Below are 21,673 nucleotides of genomic sequence, written 5' to 3'. Positions count from 1 at the left end.
CGAGGGCGATGGCCCTCGCATCTTGTCTTCCTTCAAAACCCCTTACGAATAAGGCGGCTTATGCAACCCCTTCGGCGACTGCGTGAAAATCTCGCATCCATCCGCCGTAATCCCGATCGAATGCTCGAACTGCGCCGACAGCGAGCGATCCCGCGTCACCGCCGTCCAGCCGTCGTCCATCATCTTCACGCCGGGTTTACCCAGGTTGATCATGGGCTCGATGGTGAAAAACATGCCCTCGCGCAGTTCCGGGCCGGTGCCGGGCGTGCCGACATGCACCACCTCGGGCGAATCATGGAACAGGCGGCCCACGCCGTGGCCGCAGAAGTCGCGCACCACACCATAGCGATGCGCTTCGGCGTGGCGCTGGATGGCGTAGCCGATGTCGCCCAGAGTGACGCCCGGCTTGGCCATGTTGACGCCGATCATCAGGCATTCGTAGGTCACATCGACAAGGCGGCGCGCCTTCAGCGGCACATCGCCGACAAGATACATGCGGCTGGTGTCGCCGTGCCAGCCGTCGAGCAGCGGGGTCACATCGATGTTGATGATGTCACCGTCTTTCAGCACGCGGTCGCCGGGAATGCCGTGGCAGATCACATTGTTGATCGAGGTGCAGCAGCTATGCGCGTAACCGCGATAACCCAGCGTGGCAGGGACCGCGCCGGCGTCCAGAGTCATCTGGCGCACCACATCGTCGAGTTGGCCGGTGGTGACGCCGGGCACCACCATCGGCGCCAGCGCATCAAGGATCTCCGCCGCGAGGCGTCCGGCCTTGCGCATCCCCTCAAAGCCTTCGGGGCCGTGCAGCTTGATGGTGCCGTCACGCAGAGGGGTCGTGGCGGCGTCGACATATTGGTAGCGGTTCATGAGAGGCGCTTTACCAAAAGCTGTGTTAAAAAGCGAGTACCACGAAAGCCTACCGGCTTACGGCAAAGGCGGAGCGCCAGGCCGGTTTCACCGCCGCCAGCACGTCCGGCGTAACCTTGAGGGTTATATCATAGTCGCCCTCCGCGTAGGGACCGGCCTCATAGGGGCCGATCAGGATGCCGATGCGGGTGAAATGGACGTGGTCGGCGCTGCCGAGGATCAGCACCTCTTTCAGCGGATCGATGCATTCATCGAAGGGATCGGTGCTGCCGGGCGTGATGGGATCGCCACGCCGTTCCTCGCGCTCCTTGTCAAGCGCCGCGCAGAAAGGCGCCTGAATGGCCGCCGAGAGGGCTGCCGTGTCGAACATGTCGAGCGCCTTGACCTGACGGCCCGCCTTCTTGTTCCACAGCAGCGCGGTGGGGCCGTGGTTCGGGTGCGCCCCGCCGGTGAACTCCTCCTCCGTGCCCGACAGGCTGAGCCAGCCCGGCAGATCGGCCACCACCTGCCAGCCGGTGCTGGAATCATAGCTGATGTAGGTGGACTTGTCCTTGCGGGCCTCATCGCGCGCGTCCCTGGCCTGCCCCGCGATGTTGCTGCGGTGATCGGCGGCATCCTTGTCCAGCCATGCCTTCAGGGCCGGGATGCGTCCGGCTGCAGCGGGATAGTCGTAATCGAAGCTGTAGAGCGGATTGGCGATGCTGATCGAACGCCCTGGCGGCAGGATTTTCGCAGGAGCCGCAACGCCCGTGGATGCTGTCAGACAGGCCGTGACCGCGCCCATTGCCAGTGCCTGCCAGACCCGCATCGTCAATCTCCTGATCCGCATGGCTGGACTTGGCCGCCTCTGCCCGGATAGAATGCGATACATGAGCAAACATGCCCCCGCCAGCCCCGCCGAGTCCGCCGCGCCCGAACTGGTCCAGCCGGACCGTGGACAAGCCGCGATCACAATTCATCTGATTGATCAGGCCGGCTTCGATGGCTGGCAGAAAGCCCTGAATGCCGCCCAGCGCGCGGCTCTGACCGGCGCGAAATTCAAGGGCGAGGCCGGGGCGCAGGCGATCATCCCCGATGGCGACAGCTGGGCCGTTGCGGCGGGGGTGTCTTCGCTGAAGGCGCTGAAAAGCTGGTGCCTCGCGCGGCTGGCCGAAACGCTGCCCGCGGGCTGCTATCGGCTGGCGCTGCCCAAGGGGGCGGAAACCCGGGCCGCACCGGCCTTGATCGGCTGGGCGCTGGGGCAATATCGCTTCGATCGCTACCGCAGCGATGCCAAGGCCGAAGGCCCGCGCATCCTGCTGACGGGCGAGGTGAAGCCCATTGCCGCCGCTCTGGCGCAGGCCGATGCGGTGTCGCTGGTGCGCGACCTGGTCAACACCGGCCCCGAACATATGGGCCCCGCCGAGCTGGAGCATGAGGTCGAGTTGCTGGCCAAGCAGTTCCGCGCTCAGGTTCGCGTCACACGCGGCGAGGCGCTGGAGCATGAATACCCCTGCGTCCATATGGTGGGCCGCGCCGCCGCGCGCAGCCACGCCCCGCGCCTGATCGAGCTGGAATGGGGCGATGAGAAAGCCCCGCGTCTGGCCATTGTCGGCAAGGGCGTGTGTTTCGATTCGGGCGGGCTGGACATCAAGCCTGCCTCGGGCATGCTGCTGATGAAGAAGGATATGGGGGGGGCGGCGCATGCCATCGCTCTGGCGCAGCTGGTGATGCAGGCGGGGTTGAAAGTGCGGCTGCATCTGCTGATCCCGGCGGTGGAAAATGCCATTGCCGGCAATGCCTTCCGCCCCGGTGACGTGCTGAAAAGCCGCAAGGGCCTGACCATCGAAATCGGCAACACCGATGCCGAAGGCCGCCTGATCCTGGCCGACGCCCTCCACCGCGCCAGCGAATTCAGCCCCGAGCTGATCGTCGATTTCGCCACGCTGACCGGCGCGGCGCGTGTCGCCTTGGGCCCCGATCTGCCCGCGTTGATGACCCGGCAGGACGCAACCGCTCAGGCGCTGATCGATGGCGGTCTGGCCAGCGACGATCCGCTCTGGCGCCTGCCTTTGCATGACGGTTATCGCGAATGGCTGAAATCGGATGTGGCCGATCTGAACAACTCGCCCGCCAACGGCTTTGCCGGGGCCAGCGTGGCCGGGCTGTTCCTCGACCGCTTTGTGGGTGACGGCATCGACTGGGCCCATTTCGACACCTTCGCATGGCGCCCCGCCGCCAAGCCCGGCCGCCCCAAGGGCGGCGAGGCGCTGGGCCTGCGCGCGGCATGGGCGATGCTTCAGGCGCGCTTTAAAGGCTGATTCCTCACCGCCAACTTGCGAAAACTCCATGTTAGCGCTATGCGCCCGCGCTTTGACGGATCGGGGTTGGGTTCAGGCGTGTTGATGAAGACGGACGGCATTTATCTGGGCGCAAGCTTCGCCCTCTCGGGCCCGGTGGAGAAGCTGGACGCCACGCGCCTGCCGGTGCGCGGCGATCTGGCGCATATCCGTCTGGCCGGGACTGTCTTCGTTCCGCATTATGTTGCGCCTATCACCTATCGCAGCGGGGCGCAGGGCGCCACGCTGCTGAAGACGCCCGGCGGCGAGACGCTGGCCACGCTGGAGCCGGGCGCCGGTTTCGACGTGCTGGACATCGCGGGCACCCATGCCTGGGGTGAGGTGACGGGCGGCGGCATCGTAGGGTATATCACGCTGACTCAATTGGAGGCTTCGGTTTGACGCAGACTGTTTTCATCGACGGTGCCGCTGGCACCACCGGCCTGGAAATCGCCGACCGGCTGGGCGGACGCAGCGAATTTTCGCTGATCATCCTCGATGATGCACGACGCAAGGATTCCGCCGCGCGCAAGGAGGCGCTGCAGGCCGCCGATTTCGCGGTGCTCTGCCTGCATGACGATGCCGCGATCGAGGCGGTCGCCATGGCGCAGGGCAGCAAGGTGCGCATCATCGACGCCTCCACCGCCCACCGCGTGGCTGATGGCTGGACCTATGGCTTCCCCGAGATCGTCGGGCGCGATGCCGTGGCCAATGCCGCGCGCGTCGCCAACCCCGGCTGCTATCCCACGGGCTTCATTGGCCTGATCGCGCCGCTGGTGCGCGCCGGGCTGCTGCCGGCCGACTTCCCCTACACCGTCAATGCCGTTTCGGGCTATTCGGGCGGCGGCAAGGGTCTGATCGAGCGCTTCGAGGACGACACCGACATCGCCTTCCGCACCTATGGCCTGGCGCTTGGCCACAAGCATGTGCCTGAAATGACGCGCTATGCCGGGCTGACCCATCCGCCGGTCTTCGCGCCCAGCGTGATCCCGGCGCATCGCGGCATGGTGGTCGAGGTGCCGCTGCCGCTTTACGCCATGAAGGACGCGGGCAGCCCCGAGGCCCTGCGCGCCGCTCTGGTGGATTTCTACGCCGGTAGCCCGGTGGTCTCGGTCAACACCGATGACACCCCGGCCGAACTGCTGCTGCGCCGCTCCACCGCCCCTAGCGACAAACTTGAGCTCTTCGTCTTCGGCGGGATGAAAGGCACGCAGGCGCGTCTGGTCGCCGTGCTGGACAATCTGGGCAAGGGCGCCAGCGGCGCCGCCGTGCAGAGCCTGAACCTGATGGCCGGTCTGGATGAGAGCGCCAGCCTGGCGTTGTAAGATTGGGCAATGTGCTGACGCACATTGCCCGTGCGGCACCAAATCCGGCCTCCCCGGATTTGTCACAAGACGTAACGCAATTTACCATCTTTATGCATCATAAGGGGCCGGCGAAGTGATTCGCCGGCCTTTTGCATGCGAAAGGTGCAATAAGGCATGTGTTCACCCCTTATGGCGCCTTGAAAGGCGGCATGCACAAAATTGCGGCACGCCTTGCCTGAAATTTGAACAGACCTGCCCAAAGCGTGTCACCTGACCGCCTCATCATCCCCAGCAATTCGCGGTGAAGTGCCGATTCACCCCGATTATCCGGTTTTCCTCAGCGCCGCTTTGCCCTATCCATTTGTTACCGGCCTTGGCACGAAACTTGATAGATCGTTACCGATAGATCAGGTGCCGGGGTGTAAGGGAGTAACGGCCAGTTGCTCTCCTGCCCTTCCCCGGGCCGCAAACCGGGTAAGGGTCGCTACCCATGGGGAAGCGCGGCGGGGCTGATGCCTTGCTGTCGCTTCGCTGAACAAAGGAAGTTTCAGGCGTGAAAAAGATCGAGGCGATCATCAAGCCCTTCAAGCTCGACGAGGTGAAGGAAGCGCTTCACGAAGTCGGCGTTTCGGGCATCACCGTGACCGAGGCCAAGGGCTTTGGCCGCCAGAAGGGCCACACGGAACTGTATCGCGGCGCCGAATATGTCGTGGACTTCCTGCCCAAGGTGAAGCTGGAGGTCGTGGTGGCCGACGCGCTGGCCGAACGCGTGGTGGAAGCCATCGCGGGCGCCGCGCAGACCGGCCGCATCGGCGACGGCAAGATCTTCGTCATGACCGTGGACAGCGCCCTGCGCATCCGCACCGGTGAGCGCGACGACGCCGCCATCTAACGCTTTTGCCGCCCCGCGCCCGGCTCAGGGGGCGTAAGGGTGGCTCTCCCGGCGCAGCAACCCGTCCCGGGGTCCGGGCTGGTGCGCCATGCATTATGATTACCCCTTCATCCGCCGGGCCCCGCGCCTGCGGATCATCTTCGGAGAACAACGGTAATGGCTACTGCATCGGACATCCTTCAGCAGATCAAGGATGAGGAAATCGAGTGGGTCGATCTTCGCTTCACCGACCCCAAGGGCAAGTGGCAGCACCTGACCATGGTCGCCTCGGTCCTGGGTGAGGATGAGCTGGAAAACGGCCTGATGTTCGACGGTTCCTCGATCGAGGGCTGGAAGGCCATCAACGAGTCGGACATGATCCTCAAGCCCGACCTCGACGCCGTTTACGTCGATCCCTTCTCGGCCACCCCGATGCTGATCGTGGTCTGCGACATCGTCGAGCCCTCGACCGGCGAGCTCTACGCCCGTGACCCGCGTTCGACCGCCAAGCGCGCCGAAGCCTTCGTGAAGACCACCGGCATCGGCGACACCGTCTATGTCGGCCCCGAAGCCGAATTCTTCGTCTTCGACGACGTGCGCTTCTACGACGGCTACAACGGCAACGGCTTCTCGATCGACGACATCGAGCTGCCCACCAACTCGAACAAGGCCTATGAAGGCGGCAACATGGCGCACCGTCCGCGCGCCAAGGGCGGCTACTTCCCCGTCGCCCCCGTCGACAGCCTGGTCGACGTGCGCGGCGAAATGGTCTCGACCATGCTGGCCATGGGCCTGCCCTGCGACAAGCACCACCACGAAGTGGCCTCGGCTCAGCACGAGCTGGGTCTGACCTTCGGCACGCTGACGCAGACCGCCGACCGCATGCAGGTCTACAAGTATGTCGTGCATCAGGTCGCCCATGCCTATGGCAAGACGGCCACCTTCATGCCCAAGCCCATCAAGGCCGACAACGGCAGCGGCATGCACACCCACATCTCGATCTGGGACAAGGGCAACCCGCTGTTCGCCGGCAACGGCTATGCCGGCCTGTCGGAAATGTGCCTGTACTTCATCGGCGGCGTCATCAAGCACGCCAAGGCCCTGAACGCCTTCACCAACCCCACCACCAACAGCTACAAGCGCCTGGTGCCCGGTTATGAAGCCCCCGTGCTGCTGGCCTATTCGGCCCGCAACCGTTCGGCTTCGTGCCGCATCCCCTATGGTGCCGGTTCGAAGGCCAAGCGCGTGGAATTCCGCTTCCCCGACGCGATGGCCAACCCCTACCTGTGCTACTCGGCGCTGCTGATGGCCGGTCTGGACGGCATCAAGAACAAGATCCACCCCGGCGACGCCATGGACAAGAACCTGTACGACCTGCCCCCCGAGGAGCTGGCCGAGGTTCCCACCGTGTGCGGTTCGCTGCGTGAGGCTCTCGATGCCCTGAACGCCGACCATGACTTCCTGCTGGAAGGCGGCGTGTTCACCAAGGACCAGATCGAATCCTACGTCGAGCTGAAGTGGCCCGAAGTGTACCGTTGGGAAACGACCCCTTCGGCCGTCGAATTCGACATGTACTACAGCGCCTGATCAGGCTCGCCGGGTGGCGTAACGCCGCCCGGCACTCTGAATCAACGCAGGATCGGCCCGGTGGAAGCAACGCTTCCGCCGGGCTTTTCTTTGTCGACAATCCGCAATGAAACATTTCCCGCTCCCGCGCATTCCTCATCACACAGGTTTTCAAACAGGAGCATTCCCATGTTTCTCGGTCTTTTCGGTCTCCTCCTGCTGGCGTGGCTGATCTCCTTCGTGGTGCTGCACGTCTCCAGCGCGCTCATCCACCTGCTGCTGCTTTTCGCGGTGGCCTCCTTCATCATCCACCTCTTCTCCGGCAGCAAACGCGACGCTTCGGCCTGACACATGACGCGCGGAGGCTGACGGACACGCTGTCCTACGCCCCGCGTCTTGCGATAGATGGTGCTCTCCCATCCCTCAGGGAGACACCCTATGGCTTTGGTTCACACCGACCAGTCCGTTTCCGGGGCCCGCACGCTTGGCGCTGCGGGCCTTGCCTTGATCAAACGCTTCGAAGGCTGCGCCCGCCGCCGCGCGGACGGATCGTTTGCCGCCTACCCCGACCCCGCCACCGGCGGCGCCCCATGGACCATCGGCTGGGGCTCGACCGGGCCGGATATCGCGCAAGGCACCATCTGGACCCAGGCGCAATGCGACGCCCGCTTTGTACGCGACGCGACGGGTTTCGCGACACGTATCGCCGGGCTGCTGGGCCTTGGGGCGACCAGCCAGAACCAGTTCGATGCTCTGGTGGCGCTGGGCTATAACATCGGCATCCGCAATCTGGCAGGCTCGACGCTGCTGGCAAAGCATATCGCGGGCGATCATGCTGCCGCTCAGGTGCAGTTCGCGCGGTGGAACAAGGCTGCAGGTCAGGTCATGGCCGGGCTGACCAGGCGCCGGGCTGCGGAAGCCTTGCTCTATGGGCAGAAAGAAAAGTGATAAAGCAGGGGGCCATCGCCCCCTGCACCCCCTTTACGTCTCCCGACGAAAAGGGAGTCTATGCCGAAACCTTACGCCCAACCTCTCCGCCCCGCAGGGAATGAATGCCTGCGGCGCCGCGACGTTGCTCTACGGCCGAACCCGATGCGCCACATAGACATTCATGGGAGCGCGAGGGGGTAACCCCCTCGCATCTTCCCTTCTTAATAATCCTTGCTCGCCCGGGCATTCACACTCTGCCGCCCGATGGTCGAAGCACTGCCCAACAGCGCCAGCCAGTTTGTGATGCGGAACTCCAGATTGGTGGCAGAATAGCCCTTCCCGTCAGAAACCAGCTCGGCATAGACGTGATGCGTCAGATATTTGCCCGCCGCCACGCCGGTCTGCTGCCCGGTTGTCACATCCGCCGAAACGATGCGCAGGCGATCCAGACCGATCGCCCGGCGCAACTTGTTGATCGGGTCCACGCCGCCGCCGCCATGCAGCGCCGCCAGCGCCGCGCCCAGCTGCACCGCTTCGGGCGCGGAAATCTGCGTGATCGAATTGCCGAACAGCAGGCGGGAGAGCACTTCCTCTTCCGGCAGCGCGGGCACCGAGGAAAAGGCGATGTCCGGATGGTTCGCCGTGCCGCGCACGTTCACGCTGGCGGTGATGCCCGACACCGAGGAACTGGCCACCATATCGAGATGCGGATCGGGCGGCGCGGAGCCATCGAAGGTGATCAGCCCGCGCGACAGCTCGAAACGCTTGCCCGCGAACTCATAGATGCCTTCGACCATGCGCGCCTCGCCCGCGATGGCGGGGTTGTCGAGCATGCCGCGCAGGCGGATGTTCGCGCCCCAGCGGCTGTCGAGCCCCATGCCGACCATGCGGATGTTGCCGGGCCCGGCGGCGTCCACCAGCAGGCGCCAGGGCATGTCGCGGTTGGTGGCCGGGGCGACATCGGCGCGGCGGTTGATCTCCTTGGTGGCGATTTGCGGCAGGCCCGAGGCGGCAGTCGCCTGACCCAGTCGCCAGCGCGCGCCGTCAATGGTCAGGCGACCGGCCAGCGTGCCGCTCAGCCCATCGGACAGGATGCGCAAGGGGCCGGTGGCGACCAGCGCCAGATCGCTGCGGTTGATGAATTGCGCGTGGTTGCCCGCCAGCTTGATGTCGAGCGAGACGCCGCGCGTGCCGCCGCCCGCCACCGGCCCCATGGAGGTGAAATCCACCGCGCCGCTGCCCACCACGCTGCCGCCATTGGCGGTCTGGCCGGAGAGGTTGGCCAGCGTCAGGCGCGATCCGGAAAAGCTGCCGCGCGCCACGATCTGGCGAATATCGGTGCCGGTCACCGCGCTTTGCAGGCGCAGATTGTTGCCCGCCAGCGAACCACGGATGCGCGGATCGGAGAGGTTGCCGGTGATGTCGGCGGCGATATCGATGGGACCAGTCAGATCGAAGGCATCGAGCGCCATCAGCCGCCACAGCGCATCGGCGGGGCCGCCATAGCGCATCTGCCCCACCAGCCGCCCATGGAGCAGGCGGGTTTCCAGATCGCCATCGGGGCTCATCTGGTCGATGCGGATCTGGAGGCGGCCACGCACCTGTCCCTCTTCGCTGGCGACGGCGCGGGCTTCCAGCACATCGCCGCGCAGCGCCCCCGCCACCGCCAGATCGATGGGCCGCGAGGTGAGCGACAGGCCCGAGCGCGTCAGCCCCTTGATGGCCAGCGTGCCTTCCGCGCCGGGCAGGCCCTCGCGCGCGCGATGCCACGCCAGATTGCCCGAAACCTTCCCCCCCAGCCCCAGATCGGCGATCACGATATCGCCCAGCGAGAGCGGCATATCGGCCATGGCGACCTTCATCTCGGAGGCGCCATTGCCGAAGGTGCCCTGCGCCACCACGCGGCCCCCGGCATAGTCGATCTGGCTGGGGGCCAGCTGCCAGCCATTGCCGGTGCCGTCCGGGCGGCTCTGCGAGGTGAAGACGGCGCGACGCGGCATGGCGATGCGCTGCCCGGCAAAGGTGCCGCCCGCAATCAGCGCCACCTTCCCCGGCCCCACATCGGCCAGCAGGTTGAGATCGAAGCTGCTGCCGCGCCGCCCGCCGATGCTGGCCGTCACCCGGCCCGAGCCATCGGTCAGTTTCGCATGGGCATCCAGCTTGCCAACGAACAGCCGCCCCTTGCCGATGCCCTGCGCCGCAACATCCACGCCGATGGTGGTATGGCCGCGCAGCACCAGACCGTTCGCCGTAACCCTGCCATTGGCGATGGAGAGCGGCTGATCCTGCCCGAAGCGCGCATTCTTCAACGTCAGCGCCAGATCGACGCCCTGCCCATTGGCCTGCGCATCCTTCGGCGCCAATTTCAGCGTGCCGCTCACGCCGCCGCCATTGAGCGCGATCTCGCCCTGCGCGCCCGCATCGCCCAGCGCCAGATCGCCGCTCAGCGTGGTCTGCGAGATGGTCATGCGCCTTAGCGACAGCTTCGATCCCTGCCCCGCCGAGTCCAGCGCCAGCAGGCCCGAAAACGGCCCCAGCGCCGACTGGCCGTTCACATCGATGGCATATTGCTCCTCGCCCTGCTGACGCAGCGCCAGTTGCACATCCCTCACCCCGGCATCGGGATAGGGGTCGGCCAGATGGAGTTGCACGGCCAGACCGCTCTCCGCCGCCACGCCCGGCTTGCCGCCAAACTGGACCTGCGCGGTGAAGGAGCCATATTGCTCATGGCTGCCCTGCCCGGTCAGCGCCAGACGGCCATCCTCGCCGCGCTGGCCGGTGAAGCTGGCGGTGGCCAGCGGCGCGGTCAGCGTGCCGCGCGTCAGCACCAGATGGTGATGCGGACCGGCCTCCACCTGCCCGGCAAAATTGGCGCTTTCGCCGAAAATCTTGCGCAAGGCGCTGCCGGTCAGATGCGGCACCACGCCCTTCACCGGCCCGGTCAAACGCCATGGCGGCGCGCCGGGCGGGATCACCACCTTCAGATTGCCGGTGGCATCCGCCGCGCCGATGCCCTGCACCGGCCAGCCATGCAGACGCGCCTGCCCCGTCAGCGTGATGCCCGCGACGGGGCGGCGATCCAGCGCAAAGCGCAGGGCGGCATGGGGGAAGCGCATCTCCAGCCCCTGCCCTTGCAGCACCTTGCCTTGCAGGGTCAGCACGCCCGCTGCCCGGCCCCGCACCAGCTGCGCATTGAGATCGGCATCATCGGTGACAATGCGCGAGGCCGCCAGATCGACCGGGCTGCGCCAGCCCTTCGCGCCCTCGCGCTTCGCCTTGCCCTGCGCGGCGAGGCCGGCGATCAGCACATCGTCGATCGTCAGCCCTTGCGTCACCAGCTTCCACTCGGCGGACAGCGTGGGCGCCTCGCCATCGAGCAACAGATCGAGATGGGCGCCCTTCAGCCCGACATCCTTGTCGATCTGCAAGGGCGCGCGGCCCGTCACCTCGATGGCCATATGGCGGAAGGCCCGCCCGGCGATGTCCGCGCCGCCCTTGGCGTTGATCGTCAGCCTGGCGCTTTGGGCGAAAGCGGTGCCGGTCAGCATGCGCTCGTCCAGACGGGTCTGCACCTTGAGCGCCACCTCGGGCCCGATGCGGGTGCGGTCCTCGGGCGAGAGCAGCGGATCGGTCCACAACCTGCCGCCCAGCGTGTAAAGCCCCTGCCGCGCGGACAGGTTCAGCGCCGCAATGCGCTTGGTCCCTTGCGTGGCGGTCAGATCGCCGTCCCAGCTGCTCCATGTGCCGCGCCCGCGAATATGCGCGCTGCGGTCCATCGTCGAATCGGTGAGCGCCGCCAGCAGCCCGCCGCGCGGCGCGGCATAATCCAGCGCCAGATCGAGCCGATTGCGGTTCTTGTCGATGTCCACCAGCGCATCGAGCCGGTCGCCGCCGCCCAGCCGTCCCTTGATCGCCAGATAGGCCGAAGCGCGCGACAGCCTTGCCGAGGCCCGCAGATCGACGCGCCTTTCGCTGCCCAGCACCTCCTTGGCCACGGTCATGCGTTCGATGGTCAGTTGGTCGATGCGCAGATCGCGGTCGGGCCAGCGCGGGTTGCTGGGGCCGGTGTCGATAAAATGCGGCACGCGGCTGAGCGTGCCGCGCCGGATCGCCAGACGGCGGATGTCGAGCCCGCTCTTCCACCAGTCGAGCGGGCGCCAGTCCAGCTCCACCGCAGGAATGCGCAGAAAGACCCCGCGCGGATCGCGCAACACCACGCCGGAAAGCCGCGCATTGCCATAGACCGAGCCCTCGATCCTTGCGATCTCCACTTTCAGGCCATTGTCGAAGGTGATTTGGGCCAGCAGATCGGCGAGCAGGCGGTGGCCGATGGAGGAATCCAGCACCATCACCGCCAGCGCCAGCGCCGCCACAAAGCCCAGCGGCAGGCCCAGCAGATATTTCAGCCAGATGCGCAGCGGGATTGGCCACCACTTGCGGCGGGGCTTGGCCGCCACGGCGCTGTCCTCCGCCGGAACCTCTGGAACCTCATCCGCCATCAGAAGGCCTGCCCCAGCGCCACGGCGATCGCCACCGGCCCATCGCCCTGCCGCCGGTTGAGCGGCGTGCCGATGTCGAGGCGGATCGGCCCGAAGCTGGTCTTGTAGCGCACGCCCATGCCCGCGCCGTAACGCATGTCACGGAAGCCGGGCAAGACCTGTGGGTCCACGCCGCCGCCATCGAGAAAGGGCACCAGTTGGAAGCCGCCGCCAAACCATGGCGTATCGACGCGCGCCTCCAGCGAGACCTCATAGAGCCCGCGCCCGCCCTTGGGCTCGCCCAGATCGTTGCGCGGGCCGACCAGTTCGTAGCCATAGCCACGGATCGAGGCGCCGCCGCCCGCATAGAAGCGCCGCGAGGGCGCCACATCGTTGAGATCGCCCGCCGTGATCGAGCCAAGGCGGATGCGCCCGGCCAGCACCACGCTCTTGCTCACGCGCTTGTAGGCGCTGGCATCGCCCTGGATCACCCCATAGGTCGCCCTGTCGCCCCGCGCGAAGGAGATTTCCGGCGAGAAGCGCAGCGAGGCCCGCCAGCCCCGATGTGGATCGAGCAGATTGTCGGTGGCGTCAAAGGCCGCGCGCAAGGGCAGCGCGGTGGTGATGTATTGCGTGCGCCCGGTGGTGATGCCGCTGGGCACGCCCTCGCGCTCGTCCGAGATTTCCGATTGCAGCCCCAGCGACCATACCCAGGGCTTCTGGAACAGCAGGGTCGTCTGCCGCTCATAGGTGGCGGCGAAGGCCACCTTGCGCGCGGCATAGGCGGTCAGCGTGGCGTTGTCGGCATAGAGGTCGACGGTCAGCAGCCGGTCGCGACCAAGGAAATTGGAGCGGCGGAAGGTGACGCCCGCCATCTGCTCATGCGTGCCCGCGATGCCGCGCAGGCGCAGCATGCCCTCGGGCGGAAACAGATTGCGATGCTCCCAGCTGGTGGCGAGACGGAAACCTTCGGCCGTGTCATAGCCGATCTCGCCCGAAATGGTGTGCAGCGGGGCGGGCGTCATCGCCACCTGCGTGTTGACGATACCGATGGCGTCGGGCTGCGGCCTGGCCTCCACCTGCGGCGTGACGGTGACGCTGGAGACAAGGCCCGTGGCCAGCACGGCGCGGCGGAAATCCTCCACCTCGCTGCGGCGCCACAGCTGGCCGGGCTTGAAGCGGGCGATGTCCTGCAAATGGCCCGCCGAGAGGAAGCGCGGGCTGCCGCTGATGATCCTGCCGAAGTGGTACTGGCCATCGGGGGTGACCTCCAGCGCCAGATCGCCCGCCTCGCGCGTGTGGTCCACCGTCAGTTCGGGGGCGCCGATTTTCGCGAAGGGATAGCCCATCTCGCCCAGCGCGGTCTGCAGGCTGTTGATGCCTTCGGGAATGGCGTCGGCATGCAGCGGATCACCGGTCTTGATCCCCAGCGACTGGCGCAGGCCGGGGAAATCCTTGCCCGTATCGGCGAGATGACCGGTCGAGACCTCGCCGAAATGATAACGCGTGCCGGGGATGATGTTGAACGCCACCATCGGCACCACGCCCGCCGCCGCCTCGCCGGGGGTGATGGCGCCGATGCTCTGGATCACCTCGCCATCGTAATAGCCATAGACCTGCAGCAGGCGTTCGAGCAGCGCGCGGTCGGTGGTGGCGCGCACGGCGATCTGCGGCAGTTCCTGATCGGGGTTCTTGGGATCGGGCTTCTTGCCCTTTTCCGGCTTGGGATCGGGGGTGGCCAGCGCGGACAGTTCATGGAAGCGGACCTCCAGCGCGGCCCGCTCGGGGATCGCGGCGGCCCATGTCAGCGTGTAATGCGCCTGTTCGGCGCGGCGCAGACTGCGGGCATCCCGCTCCACCGGAACGGGGGGCGGGATGACCTCCTCTTCCTTCTTCGTCAGCTCGGCGAGGGCGGACACGGCTTCCGTTTCCTGCTGCAGGCTGTCGAGCGGCGGCAATTGGAGATCGGGCTTGGGCCAGTCGAGCGAAAAGCCCGGCAGATCGGCCAGAGGCGATGTCGCGCTGAGCGGCGCATTGTCCTGCGGCGATACATCGCTGCCCATCCCGGCGGAAGGCGGACTTTCGGCAGGCGCGGCGGGAGGCTGGCGGGCCCAATCCTCGGGCTTGGCGCGGGCGCTGTCGGGGATCAGGGCGCGCAGTTCAGCATCGGATGAATCGGCAGCGGCAGGGGCGGCACTAGCCGGTTGCGGTGCGGGCTGCGTGGGCGCCGGGGCGGCAGGCTTCACCGGCACGGCGGCGGGGGGCTCTCCGGTCGGAGCCTGATCCTGAGCGAAGGCCGGGCGCGCCGCGCCAGCCAGCAACAGCAGCACGATCCCGCCCGTCAGCGCACCCTGCAGCAGCCATCCACGCGGACTGATTCGCCCCGCGTCAGAACGAATCGAAGGAGGAAGAAAACCCTGACTGGTCGAGCGAGGGCATGGATTCGGCCCGCAGCGCTTCAGCGGTTCTGGGCTCGACACTGCCATCCTTGGCAGGCAGGCCGCCATCGCGCTTGCCGCCCTGCCCGGCCGTATCGGAGATAAGCCGGTCCTGCTCTTCGGCAGACATGCGGCGCCAGCCATCGCGGCCCAATCGCTCAAGCGGGCGATAGCGCACCTTGTACTGCATCCGCTCCGACCCTTCGACCCAATAGCCCAGATACACGAAGGGCAGGTCGTCCTGGGCGGCCCGGCGGATGTGATCGAGGATAATATAATTGCCAAGCCCGGTCCGTGTCGCATGTTCCGGGTCGTAGAAGGAATAGATCATCGACAACCCGTCGCCCTGCCGATCCGTAAGGCACGCGCCGACCAAACGACCCGTTCCCCCGTCCTCGCAAGGCTCCCTGTATTCGATCACATAGCTGGTGACCGGCGTATGTTCCACCATATCGGCAAAATCGACTTCATCCATCGTCGCCATGCCGCCGCCGGGGTGTCGCGCGGCCAAATAGCGCTGGAGTAAGGCGAATTGCTCAGCGGTGGACCAGGGATGGCACACGGTGGCCACCAGATCGGAATTACGCTTGAGATTGCGCTTCTGCGTGGAGGAAGGCTGGAACTCCTGCGAGACGACCCGCACCGAAACGCAAGCCGCGCAATCGGCGCAACTGGGCCGGTAAGCCACCGTCTGACTGCGGCGAAACCCGATTCGGCCCAGCGCGTCATTCAGCGCATCGGCGCTCGGGCCCTTCAGCTCGGTGAAGACCTTGCGCTCCTGCCGCCCGGCCAGATACGGACACGGCGCCGGGCTGGTGACGAAAAATCGGGGGAAACGCACGGGTGCCGTCACGGTTGCTCGCTCGCGATCCTGTTGTTCTGGGGCAATGCTCCCCTCCAAGTCGCGAGTATGCCCAATCGCGCAGATCTGTGAAAGACCCTTAACCACGCTTTCGGAAAGAACGCCCGCAAATGGGACATATCCGCTCCGTTTCAGAACGGTTGAGGCGGGAGAAAGTTAACGGGTGGAGCTTGGGTATTTTTACTGGGCCGGAGACAGTTCAGAAAAGAGAAGATGCGAGGGTCATCACCCTCGCGCTCCCTTTAAGTGTCAGCGCTTGCGCTTCCGGTTCGGCCACAGAGCAACGGCGCCCCAAGGTCACGCAGGTGAAGATCCAAGGCGCAACATTTCGGCGCCACTGCCGCCTCGCCGGAAGACGTCATGGGAGCGCGAGGGGGTAACCCCCTCGCACTTTCCCTTCATTCCTTAATTCGGCTCAGCCTGATTCACCTCATACCCCTTGGCCCGCAGCGCCGCGATCAGCGCCGCGATCTGCCCGCCATCGCGTGCCTCGCATTCGATGTCGGCGGTCAGGCCCTTGGCGGGCAGGTGGGTGAAGATGCGCTGGTGATAGACTTCGAGGATGTTGACCTGATGGCGGTCGAACTCCTCCATCACCTTGAACAGCGCGCCGGGGCGGTCCTGCAGCACCAGACGCAGGCGGGCCAGACGGCCCGAACGCGCCAGATCGCGCAGCAGCACATTGGCCAGCAGGCGCTGATCGATGTTGCCACCGGTCAGCACGATGCCCACATTGCGCCCGGCGAACATCTCGCGGTTCTCAAGGACAGCGGCGAGACCGGCGGCACCGGCGCCCTCCACCACGGTCTTCTCGATCTGCAGCAGCAGCGCGAGGGCATGCTCCATCGCCGATTCGTTCACCAGCACGAAGTCATCGAGCAGCCCGGCCAGCACCTTCTGGGTGAAATGGCCCGGTTCCTTGACGGCGATGCCCTCGGCCAGCGTGTCGCCGCCGATGGGCAGGCTGGCGCCCTTCAGCAGATTGTACATGGAGGGGAACAGCTCCGCCTCCACGCCGATCAGCCCGATGTCGGGCTTGATGGCGCGCGCCGCCGTGCCCATGCCGCTGGCCAGGCCGCCGCCGCCGACGGGCAGCACCAGCATGTCCAGCTCGGGCACATCTTCCAGCATTTCCAGCGCCACCGTGCCTTGTCCGGCAGCCACGGCGGGCTCGTCGAAGGGATGGACGAAGGTCAGGCCCAGCTGCTTTTCCATGCTGCGGGCGAAGGCATAGGCCTCGTCGAAGGTCTCGCCTTCCAGCACCACCTTGCCGCCCACGCTCTCGGTCTGCATCACCTTCACCGTGGGGGTGGTGCGCGGCATCACGATGGTCACGGGCACGCCAAGGCGCGTGCCGTGATACGACAGGCCTTGCGCATGATTACCGGCGCTGGCGGCGATCACGCCGCGATCGCGCTGTTCCTGAGTCAGAAGCAGAAGGGCATTGAGGGCGCCGCGTTCCTTGTAGGCGGCGGTGAATTGCAGGTTTTCGAACTTCAGCCACACATTGCAGCCGCAGATTTCCGACAGTGTGCGCGAATGATCCATGTCGGTGCGCACGACGTGACCGCTAATTCGCATCTGCGCCGCGCGGATGTCCTCGATCGTCAGGCGCATGTCCTGATGAGCGATGGTGCGAGGAGCCTCGGGCGATTGCGTAACGGTGTCGTTCATAACCGCCGGGCCCTACGCCTCTGCGCGGCGCGCTTCAAGCACTTCCGCATGTGCAAAACATGCAAGAAAGCCCCTATTTTGGTGCAGCCGAGGTTCCCATTCCGCCAAAAGCCGCTATCAGAACCTCCACCCCGAACTTCCAGAAGGGACATTGCCATGAGCGGGATCGAGGACATCACGCCCGAGCCGCAGCCCGCAGCCTCTCCGCGCCGCATTTCCGTGGTGGGGCTGGGCGTGATGGGATCGCCCATCGCCCGCCATCTGGCGCAGGCCGGCCATACGCTGACGATCTACAACCGGTCGCCCGACAAGATCTCCGCCTGGCGCGAGAAAAACCCCGATCTGCAGGTCATCACCGCACGCAGCCCGGGGCAGGCCGCCGTGGGCGCCGATGTGGTCATCACCTGCGTGGGCAATGACGACGATCTGGCGGATGTGGTGCTGGGGCCTCAGGGCCTGCTGCGCTCGATGCGGCCGGGCGCGCTGTTCATCGACCACACCACCGCCTCGGCGCGCATCGCCCGCCAGATCGCGGTGGAAGCGCGCGACCGCGAGGTCCACTGCGTCGACGCGCCCATGACCGGCGCCCAGCCCGGCGCAGAGGCGGGCACGCTCACGCTGATGTGCGGCGGCAAGCCCGCCGCCGTGGAGGAAGCCCGCGCGGTGATGAGCGCCTATGCGCGGCGCATCGTCCATGTCGGCAAGCCGGGCACGGGTCAGGTCACCAAGATGATCAACCAGATCTGCATGACCGGCGTGCTGGCGGGGCTTTCCGAAGCCTTGCGTCTGGCGCAGGCCGAGCATCTCGACCTCGACCGCGTGCTGGAAGCGATCAGCGGCGGCGCGGCGCAGAGCTGGCAGATGGACAATCACTGGACCTCCATGGCGCAGGATGAGTTCGATTTCGGCCTCACCGTCGATCTGATGCGCAAGGATCTCGGTCTGGCGCTGGATGAGGGGCGCGGGCTTGGCCTGTCCTTGCCGATCACCGCGCTGATCGACCAGTTCTACGCCGATCTTCAGGCGATGGGCGCTGGCCGCCAGGACATCACCGCGCTGGTGCGCCGCCTGCCCCGCCGGGGCGTGCAGAAGGGATAATATGCGTTTTCGGGTTCTGACTGCCGCCCTGCTTGCCACGGTTCTGCCGGTTCAGGCCCACGCCGACGCGCTGATCGACCATGTGCGCGGCTTCACGCTGGATGACCATGGCGAGATCCAGCACTTCAGCGGTCTGGTCATCGACAAGGACGGGCGCGTCAAGCAACTGCTGCGCGATGGCGACACCCGCCCCACCAAGCTGGATTTCCTCACCGACGGCCATGACGCGGTGATGATGCCCGGCCTGATCGACGCCCACGCCCATGTGATGGGCATCGGCTTCAACGCCCTGACGCTGGACCTGTCGGACACGCGCTCGCTGGCCGACGCCCAGACCAAGATCGCCGCCTATGCCGCCAAATATCCGGGCCGCCCCTGGATCATCGGCAGCGGCTGGAATCAGGAGACCTGGGGGCTGGGCCGCTTCCCCACCGCCGCCGAACTGGACGCCGCCGTCAGCGACCGCCCCGTCTGGCTGGAACGCGTCGATGGCCACGCCGGCTGGGCCAACTCCAGGGCGCTGGCGCTGGCGGGCATCACGGCAGCCACCAAAGACCCGGCAGGCGGCCATATCGAGCGCCTCGCCGCGCCCGCCCCTGCCCCCTCGCGCCCTGCCCGGCCCGGCGCTAAGCCCGCGCCCCGCGCCGCTTTGGCTGCCCCCGCCGGTGTGCTGGTCGATGCCGCCACCGCGCTGATGGCCAAGGCCGTGCCCCCGCCCCGCCCCGAGGACCGCGATCTGGCGCTCTCCACCGCGCAGACCATCCTGCTGCGCCACGGCGTCACCGCCGCCGCCGATATGGGCACCTCCGTCGAGGACTGGCAGACCTTCCGCCGTGCGGGCGATCTTGGCCGCCTGCGCATCCGCATCATGGCCTATGCGCTGGGCACCGATGCCATGGCGCTGATCGGCGGCCCCGGCCCCACGCCATGGCTCTATGACGACCGCCTGCGCATGAATGGCGTAAAACTGTTCCTCGATGGCGCGCTGGGCTCACGCGGCGCATGGCTGAAAGCGCCCTATGCCGATGCCCCGAACACCACCGGCCTGCCCCAGTTGAACGACGCCGCGCTCAAAAACCTGATGAGCCGCGCCGCGATGGACCACTTTCAGGTCGCCGTCCACGCCATCGGCGACGCCGCCAACAGCGAGGTGCTCGACGCCATCACCGAAATGGCCGACACCTACAAGGGCGACCGCCGCTGGCGCATCGAGCACGCCCAGATCATCGCCCCGGAGGACTTCCCCCGCATCGCCGATCTGGACAAGCGCGCCGGCCACATCATCCTGAGCATGCAGCCCACCCACGAAACCAGCGACCGCCTGATGGCCGAAGCGCGCCTGGGCCCTGCACGCCTTGCCGGCGCCTATGCGTGGAAAAGCGCGGCGGCGACGGGGGCGACTCTGGCCTTCGGCTCTGACGCCCCGGTGGAGGTGAGCGATCCCTTCGCTGGCATGGCCGCCGCGATCAGCCGCGTTGGCGCGGATGGTCAGCCCGCTGGCGGGTGGCAGCCGCAGGAGGTAGTATCCCGTACGCAGGCGCTGGCGGGATACACCGTGAAGGCCGCCTATGCCGGTTTTGCCGAGGATCACTTCGGGCGCCTGACGCCGGGCCAGCACGCCGACTTCCTGCTGGTAGACCGGGATGTGATGACCGTTCCACCAGCCGAGATTCGCGGGACGAAGGTGTTGCAGGTCTGGGTCGGCGGATTACCGGTGTTCAAGGCGGATGAAGAGAAGAAATAAGGAGAAGTTGCGAGGGCCATCGCCCTCGCGCTCCCTTTAATGTCTGCGTCGTGCTTCGGGTTCGGCGGCAGAGCAACGTCGCTGCGCCGCAGGCAATTTTCCCTGCGCTGCGCTATTAGATTGAAGGCCTGCGGCGCCTCAGGTGGTGCAGGTGGAGAGCCTAGGCGCCACAATCGGGAACCCCGGCCCTATCGTCGGAAGACGTTATGGGAGCGCGAGGGGGTAACCCCCTCGCTTTTTCCCTTTAACCTTCAGAAGAAACTTCAATCACCGCTTCTTCGGCAGCCTTGGCCTTGGCATCCCGCTTTTCGGTGAACCACATAAACACCATGGTCCCCTCGAACAGGATCAGCAGCGGCACGGCCAGCATCAGCTGCGAGCCAACGTCAGGCGGCGTGAGCAAAGCCGCCGCCGCCACGATCGCCACGATCACATAGCGCCGCGCGCCCGAAAGCTGGGTGCGCGTCACCAGACCGGCGCGGTTCAGCAGCATCAGCAGCACGGGCAGCAGGAAGCTGATCCCGAAGGCAAAGATGAACTGCATCACCAGGCCAAGGTAGTCCCCGGTGGAGGGCAGCGCTTCCAGCTTCAACCCGCCCGTCTGGCCGCCGAAGCTCAGCAGCCAGCGGAAGGCTTGCGGCATCACGACGTAATAGGCCAGCGCGGCGCCCATCAGGAACAGGATCGGCGTGGCGATCAGGAAAGGCAGGAAAGCCTTCTTTTCCTTGGCGTAGAGGCCCGGCGCCACGAAGGCCCAGAGCTGGTTGGCCAGCACCGGAAAAGACAGGATGAAGGCCGCGAACAGCGCCACCTTCAGCTCGACGAAGAAGGCTTCGTAAAGCTTGGTGTAGACAAGGCGGCCCTGCCCGGCGGGGAAAGCAGCGGCCAGCGGCGCCACGAGGAAGGCGAAGATCGGCTTCACGAAGTAGAAGCACACGCAGAAGGACACCGCCAGCGCGGCGATGCAGCGCATCAGCCGCGAGCGCAATTCCACCAGATGTTCGAGCAGCGGCGCCTGCGACTCGTCGATATCCTTGATTTCAAAGGCCATGCTGCGGGGAACTCACCGAGGAATTTGGAGCAAAACTCAGGACAGGATTTCAGGCTGCGAGGGGCTTTTCGCCTCGCCATGCGGCGCCTGATGGTGAGCAACATCCGTGGAAGGCACGTCGCTATGCGCGGCGCCATGGCCTTCATAGCCCACCTCGCCCACATGCAGCGGCTCGGTGGGGGCGTGAACGGTCACTTCGGACGGAAGGGCGGCCACGGGGGCCTGCGCCTTCATGATCGCCTCATTCTGCTCGCGCCATTTCTTTTCCATGTCCTCCAGTTCGGCCTCGCGGATCATGGTTTCGATGCCGGAGCGGAAATGGCCGGAGACGCGGCGCATCTTGGCCATCCATTTGCCTGCCGTGCGCATGGCGCGCGGCAGATCCTTGGGGCCGATGACCACAACGGCCACCACTGCCGTCAGCAGAAATTCCGAAGGTGCGATGTCAAGAAACATGAAGCGGCGC

17 protein-coding genes are annotated in these 21,673 nt (G+C 66.2%); 9 read left to right on the top strand and 8 right to left on the bottom strand.

Annotation, left to right across the window (positions count from 1 at the left end):
• Positions 1 to 42: 42 nt before the first annotated feature.
• Positions 43 to 870: a type I methionyl aminopeptidase gene (gene map, locus SR3_RS21735; protein WP_068090641.1), complete on the bottom strand. Its 828-nt coding sequence runs from the start codon at positions 868 to 870 to the stop codon at positions 43 to 45.
• 49 nt (positions 871 to 919) lie between these two features.
• Entirely contained in the window at positions 920 to 1,678 is a 759-nt protein-coding gene (locus SR3_RS21730; RefSeq protein WP_245654044.1) for a DUF4163 domain-containing protein, read from the bottom strand.
• A gap of 61 nt (positions 1,679 to 1,739) precedes the next feature.
• Between SR3_RS21730 and SR3_RS21725 the strand changes: the two genes are divergently transcribed.
• The 7 genes from SR3_RS21725 to SR3_RS21700 all read left to right on the top strand — a co-directional run bounded on the left by SR3_RS21725 (position 1,740) and on the right by SR3_RS21700 (position 7,880).
• Positions 1,740 to 3,170, top strand: coding sequence for a leucyl aminopeptidase family protein (locus SR3_RS21725; RefSeq protein ID WP_068090639.1), 1,431 nt, complete (start codon positions 1,740 to 1,742; stop codon positions 3,168 to 3,170).
• A gap of 84 nt (positions 3,171 to 3,254) precedes the next feature.
• A complete protein-coding gene (locus SR3_RS21720; RefSeq protein ID WP_068090637.1) occupies positions 3,255 to 3,590 on the top strand; it encodes a hypothetical protein in 336 nt (111 codons plus the stop codon).
• The gene (gene argC, locus SR3_RS21715) at positions 3,587 to 4,513 is read left to right on the top strand and encodes an N-acetyl-gamma-glutamyl-phosphate reductase (RefSeq protein WP_068090635.1); all 927 of its coding nucleotides are present in this window, start codon (positions 3,587 to 3,589) and stop codon (positions 4,511 to 4,513) included. The genes SR3_RS21720 and argC overlap by 4 nt, the downstream gene beginning before the upstream one ends.
• A 535-nt stretch (positions 4,514 to 5,048) precedes the next feature.
• Positions 5,049 to 5,387: a P-II family nitrogen regulator gene (locus SR3_RS21710; RefSeq protein WP_068090633.1), complete on the top strand. Its 339-nt coding sequence runs from the start codon at positions 5,049 to 5,051 to the stop codon at positions 5,385 to 5,387.
• A gap of 156 nt (positions 5,388 to 5,543) precedes the next feature.
• Complete coding sequence (gene glnA / locus SR3_RS21705; RefSeq protein WP_068090631.1) at positions 5,544 to 6,953, top strand: type I glutamate--ammonia ligase; 1,410 nt, start codon at positions 5,544 to 5,546, stop codon at positions 6,951 to 6,953.
• A gap of 168 nt (positions 6,954 to 7,121) precedes the next feature.
• On the top strand, positions 7,122 to 7,280 hold the full coding sequence (locus SR3_RS31920; RefSeq protein WP_169805685.1) for a DUF5670 family protein: 159 nt from the start codon (positions 7,122 to 7,124) through the stop codon (positions 7,278 to 7,280).
• 90 nt (positions 7,281 to 7,370) lie between these two features.
• The gene (locus SR3_RS21700; RefSeq protein WP_068090629.1) at positions 7,371 to 7,880 is read left to right on the top strand and encodes a lysozyme; all 510 of its coding nucleotides are present in this window, start codon (positions 7,371 to 7,373) and stop codon (positions 7,878 to 7,880) included.
• Positions 7,881 to 8,083: 203 nt separating this feature from the next.
• Here SR3_RS21700 and SR3_RS21695 read toward each other — a convergent pair whose 3' ends face one another.
• From SR3_RS21695 to SR3_RS21680, 4 genes are all read right to left on the bottom strand, one after another.
• A complete protein-coding gene (locus tag SR3_RS21695) occupies positions 8,084 to 12,361 on the bottom strand; it encodes a translocation/assembly module TamB domain-containing protein (RefSeq protein WP_068090626.1) in 4,278 nt (1,425 codons plus the stop codon).
• Complete coding sequence (locus tag SR3_RS21690) at positions 12,361 to 14,670, bottom strand: autotransporter assembly complex protein TamA (RefSeq protein ID WP_068090625.1); 2,310 nt, start codon at positions 14,668 to 14,670, stop codon at positions 12,361 to 12,363. The genes SR3_RS21695 and SR3_RS21690 overlap by 1 nt, the downstream gene beginning before the upstream one ends.
• A 58-nt stretch (positions 14,671 to 14,728) precedes the next feature.
• Positions 14,729 to 15,631, bottom strand: coding sequence for an arginyltransferase (locus SR3_RS21685; RefSeq protein ID WP_084455805.1), 903 nt, complete (start codon positions 15,629 to 15,631; stop codon positions 14,729 to 14,731).
• A gap of 414 nt (positions 15,632 to 16,045) precedes the next feature.
• Positions 16,046 to 17,257, bottom strand: coding sequence for a threonine ammonia-lyase (locus SR3_RS21680; protein ID WP_068090645.1), 1,212 nt, complete (start codon positions 17,255 to 17,257; stop codon positions 16,046 to 16,048).
• Between the two features lie 213 nt (positions 17,258 to 17,470).
• Here SR3_RS21680 and SR3_RS21675 point away from each other — a divergent pair, with 213 nt between their 5' ends.
• Together SR3_RS21675 and SR3_RS21670 are read left to right on the top strand one after the other, a co-directional pair.
• Entirely contained in the window at positions 17,471 to 18,412 is a 942-nt protein-coding gene (locus tag SR3_RS21675) for an NAD(P)-dependent oxidoreductase (RefSeq protein WP_068090624.1), read from the top strand.
• A 1-nt stretch (position 18,413) separates the two neighbouring features.
• Complete coding sequence (locus SR3_RS21670) at positions 18,414 to 20,156, top strand: amidohydrolase (protein ID WP_068090622.1); 1,743 nt, start codon at positions 18,414 to 18,416, stop codon at positions 20,154 to 20,156.
• A gap of 244 nt (positions 20,157 to 20,400) precedes the next feature.
• Here SR3_RS21670 and tatC read toward each other — a convergent pair whose 3' ends face one another.
• Together tatC and tatB are read right to left on the bottom strand one after the other, a co-directional pair.
• Positions 20,401 to 21,207, bottom strand: a complete 807-nt coding sequence (gene tatC / locus SR3_RS21665; RefSeq protein ID WP_068090620.1) for a twin-arginine translocase subunit TatC — start codon at positions 21,205 to 21,207, stop codon at positions 20,401 to 20,403.
• Between the two features lie 36 nt (positions 21,208 to 21,243).
• A complete protein-coding gene (gene tatB, locus SR3_RS30770) occupies positions 21,244 to 21,663 on the bottom strand; it encodes a Sec-independent protein translocase protein TatB (protein ID WP_084455804.1) in 420 nt (139 codons plus the stop codon).
• Positions 21,664 to 21,673: the final 10 nt, after the last annotated feature.

This window comes from Novosphingobium rosa NBRC 15208 (genome assembly GCF_001598555.1).
Taxonomy (GTDB): Bacteria; Pseudomonadota; Alphaproteobacteria; order Sphingomonadales; family Sphingomonadaceae; genus Novosphingobium; species Novosphingobium rosa.
This window is presented reverse-complemented; position numbering and strand designations above follow the sequence as displayed.

What these genes read in the sequence shown, in the direction of transcription:
- map (WP_068090641.1), bottom strand. Translation starts at nt 870, where the DNA reads ATGAACCGCTACCAATATGTCGACGCCGCCACGACCCCTCTGCGTGAC.
- SR3_RS21730 (WP_245654044.1), bottom strand. Translation starts at nt 1,678, where the DNA reads ATGCGGGTCTGGCAGGCACTGGCAATGGGCGCGGTCACGGCCTGTCTG.
- SR3_RS21725 (WP_068090639.1), top strand. Translation starts at nt 1,740, where the DNA reads ATGAGCAAACATGCCCCCGCCAGCCCCGCCGAGTCCGCCGCGCCCGAA.
- SR3_RS21720 (WP_068090637.1), top strand. Translation starts at nt 3,255, where the DNA reads ATGAAGACGGACGGCATTTATCTGGGCGCAAGCTTCGCCCTCTCGGGC.
- glnA (WP_068090631.1), top strand. Translation starts at nt 5,544, where the DNA reads ATGGCTACTGCATCGGACATCCTTCAGCAGATCAAGGATGAGGAAATC.
- SR3_RS31920 (WP_169805685.1), top strand. Translation starts at nt 7,122, where the DNA reads ATGTTTCTCGGTCTTTTCGGTCTCCTCCTGCTGGCGTGGCTGATCTCC.
- SR3_RS21700 (WP_068090629.1), top strand. Translation starts at nt 7,371, where the DNA reads ATGGCTTTGGTTCACACCGACCAGTCCGTTTCCGGGGCCCGCACGCTT.
- SR3_RS21695 (WP_068090626.1), bottom strand. Translation starts at nt 12,361, where the DNA reads ATGGCGGATGAGGTTCCAGAGGTTCCGGCGGAGGACAGCGCCGTGGCG.
- SR3_RS21680 (WP_068090645.1), bottom strand. Translation starts at nt 17,257, where the DNA reads ATGCGCCTGACGATCGAGGACATCCGCGCGGCGCAGATGCGAATTAGC.
- SR3_RS21675 (WP_068090624.1), top strand. Translation starts at nt 17,471, where the DNA reads ATGAGCGGGATCGAGGACATCACGCCCGAGCCGCAGCCCGCAGCCTCT.
- SR3_RS21670 (WP_068090622.1), top strand. Translation starts at nt 18,414, where the DNA reads ATGCGTTTTCGGGTTCTGACTGCCGCCCTGCTTGCCACGGTTCTGCCG.
- tatC (WP_068090620.1), bottom strand. Translation starts at nt 21,207, where the DNA reads ATGGCCTTTGAAATCAAGGATATCGACGAGTCGCAGGCGCCGCTGCTC.
- tatB (WP_084455804.1), bottom strand. Translation starts at nt 21,663, where the DNA reads ATGTTTCTTGACATCGCACCTTCGGAATTTCTGCTGACGGCAGTGGTG.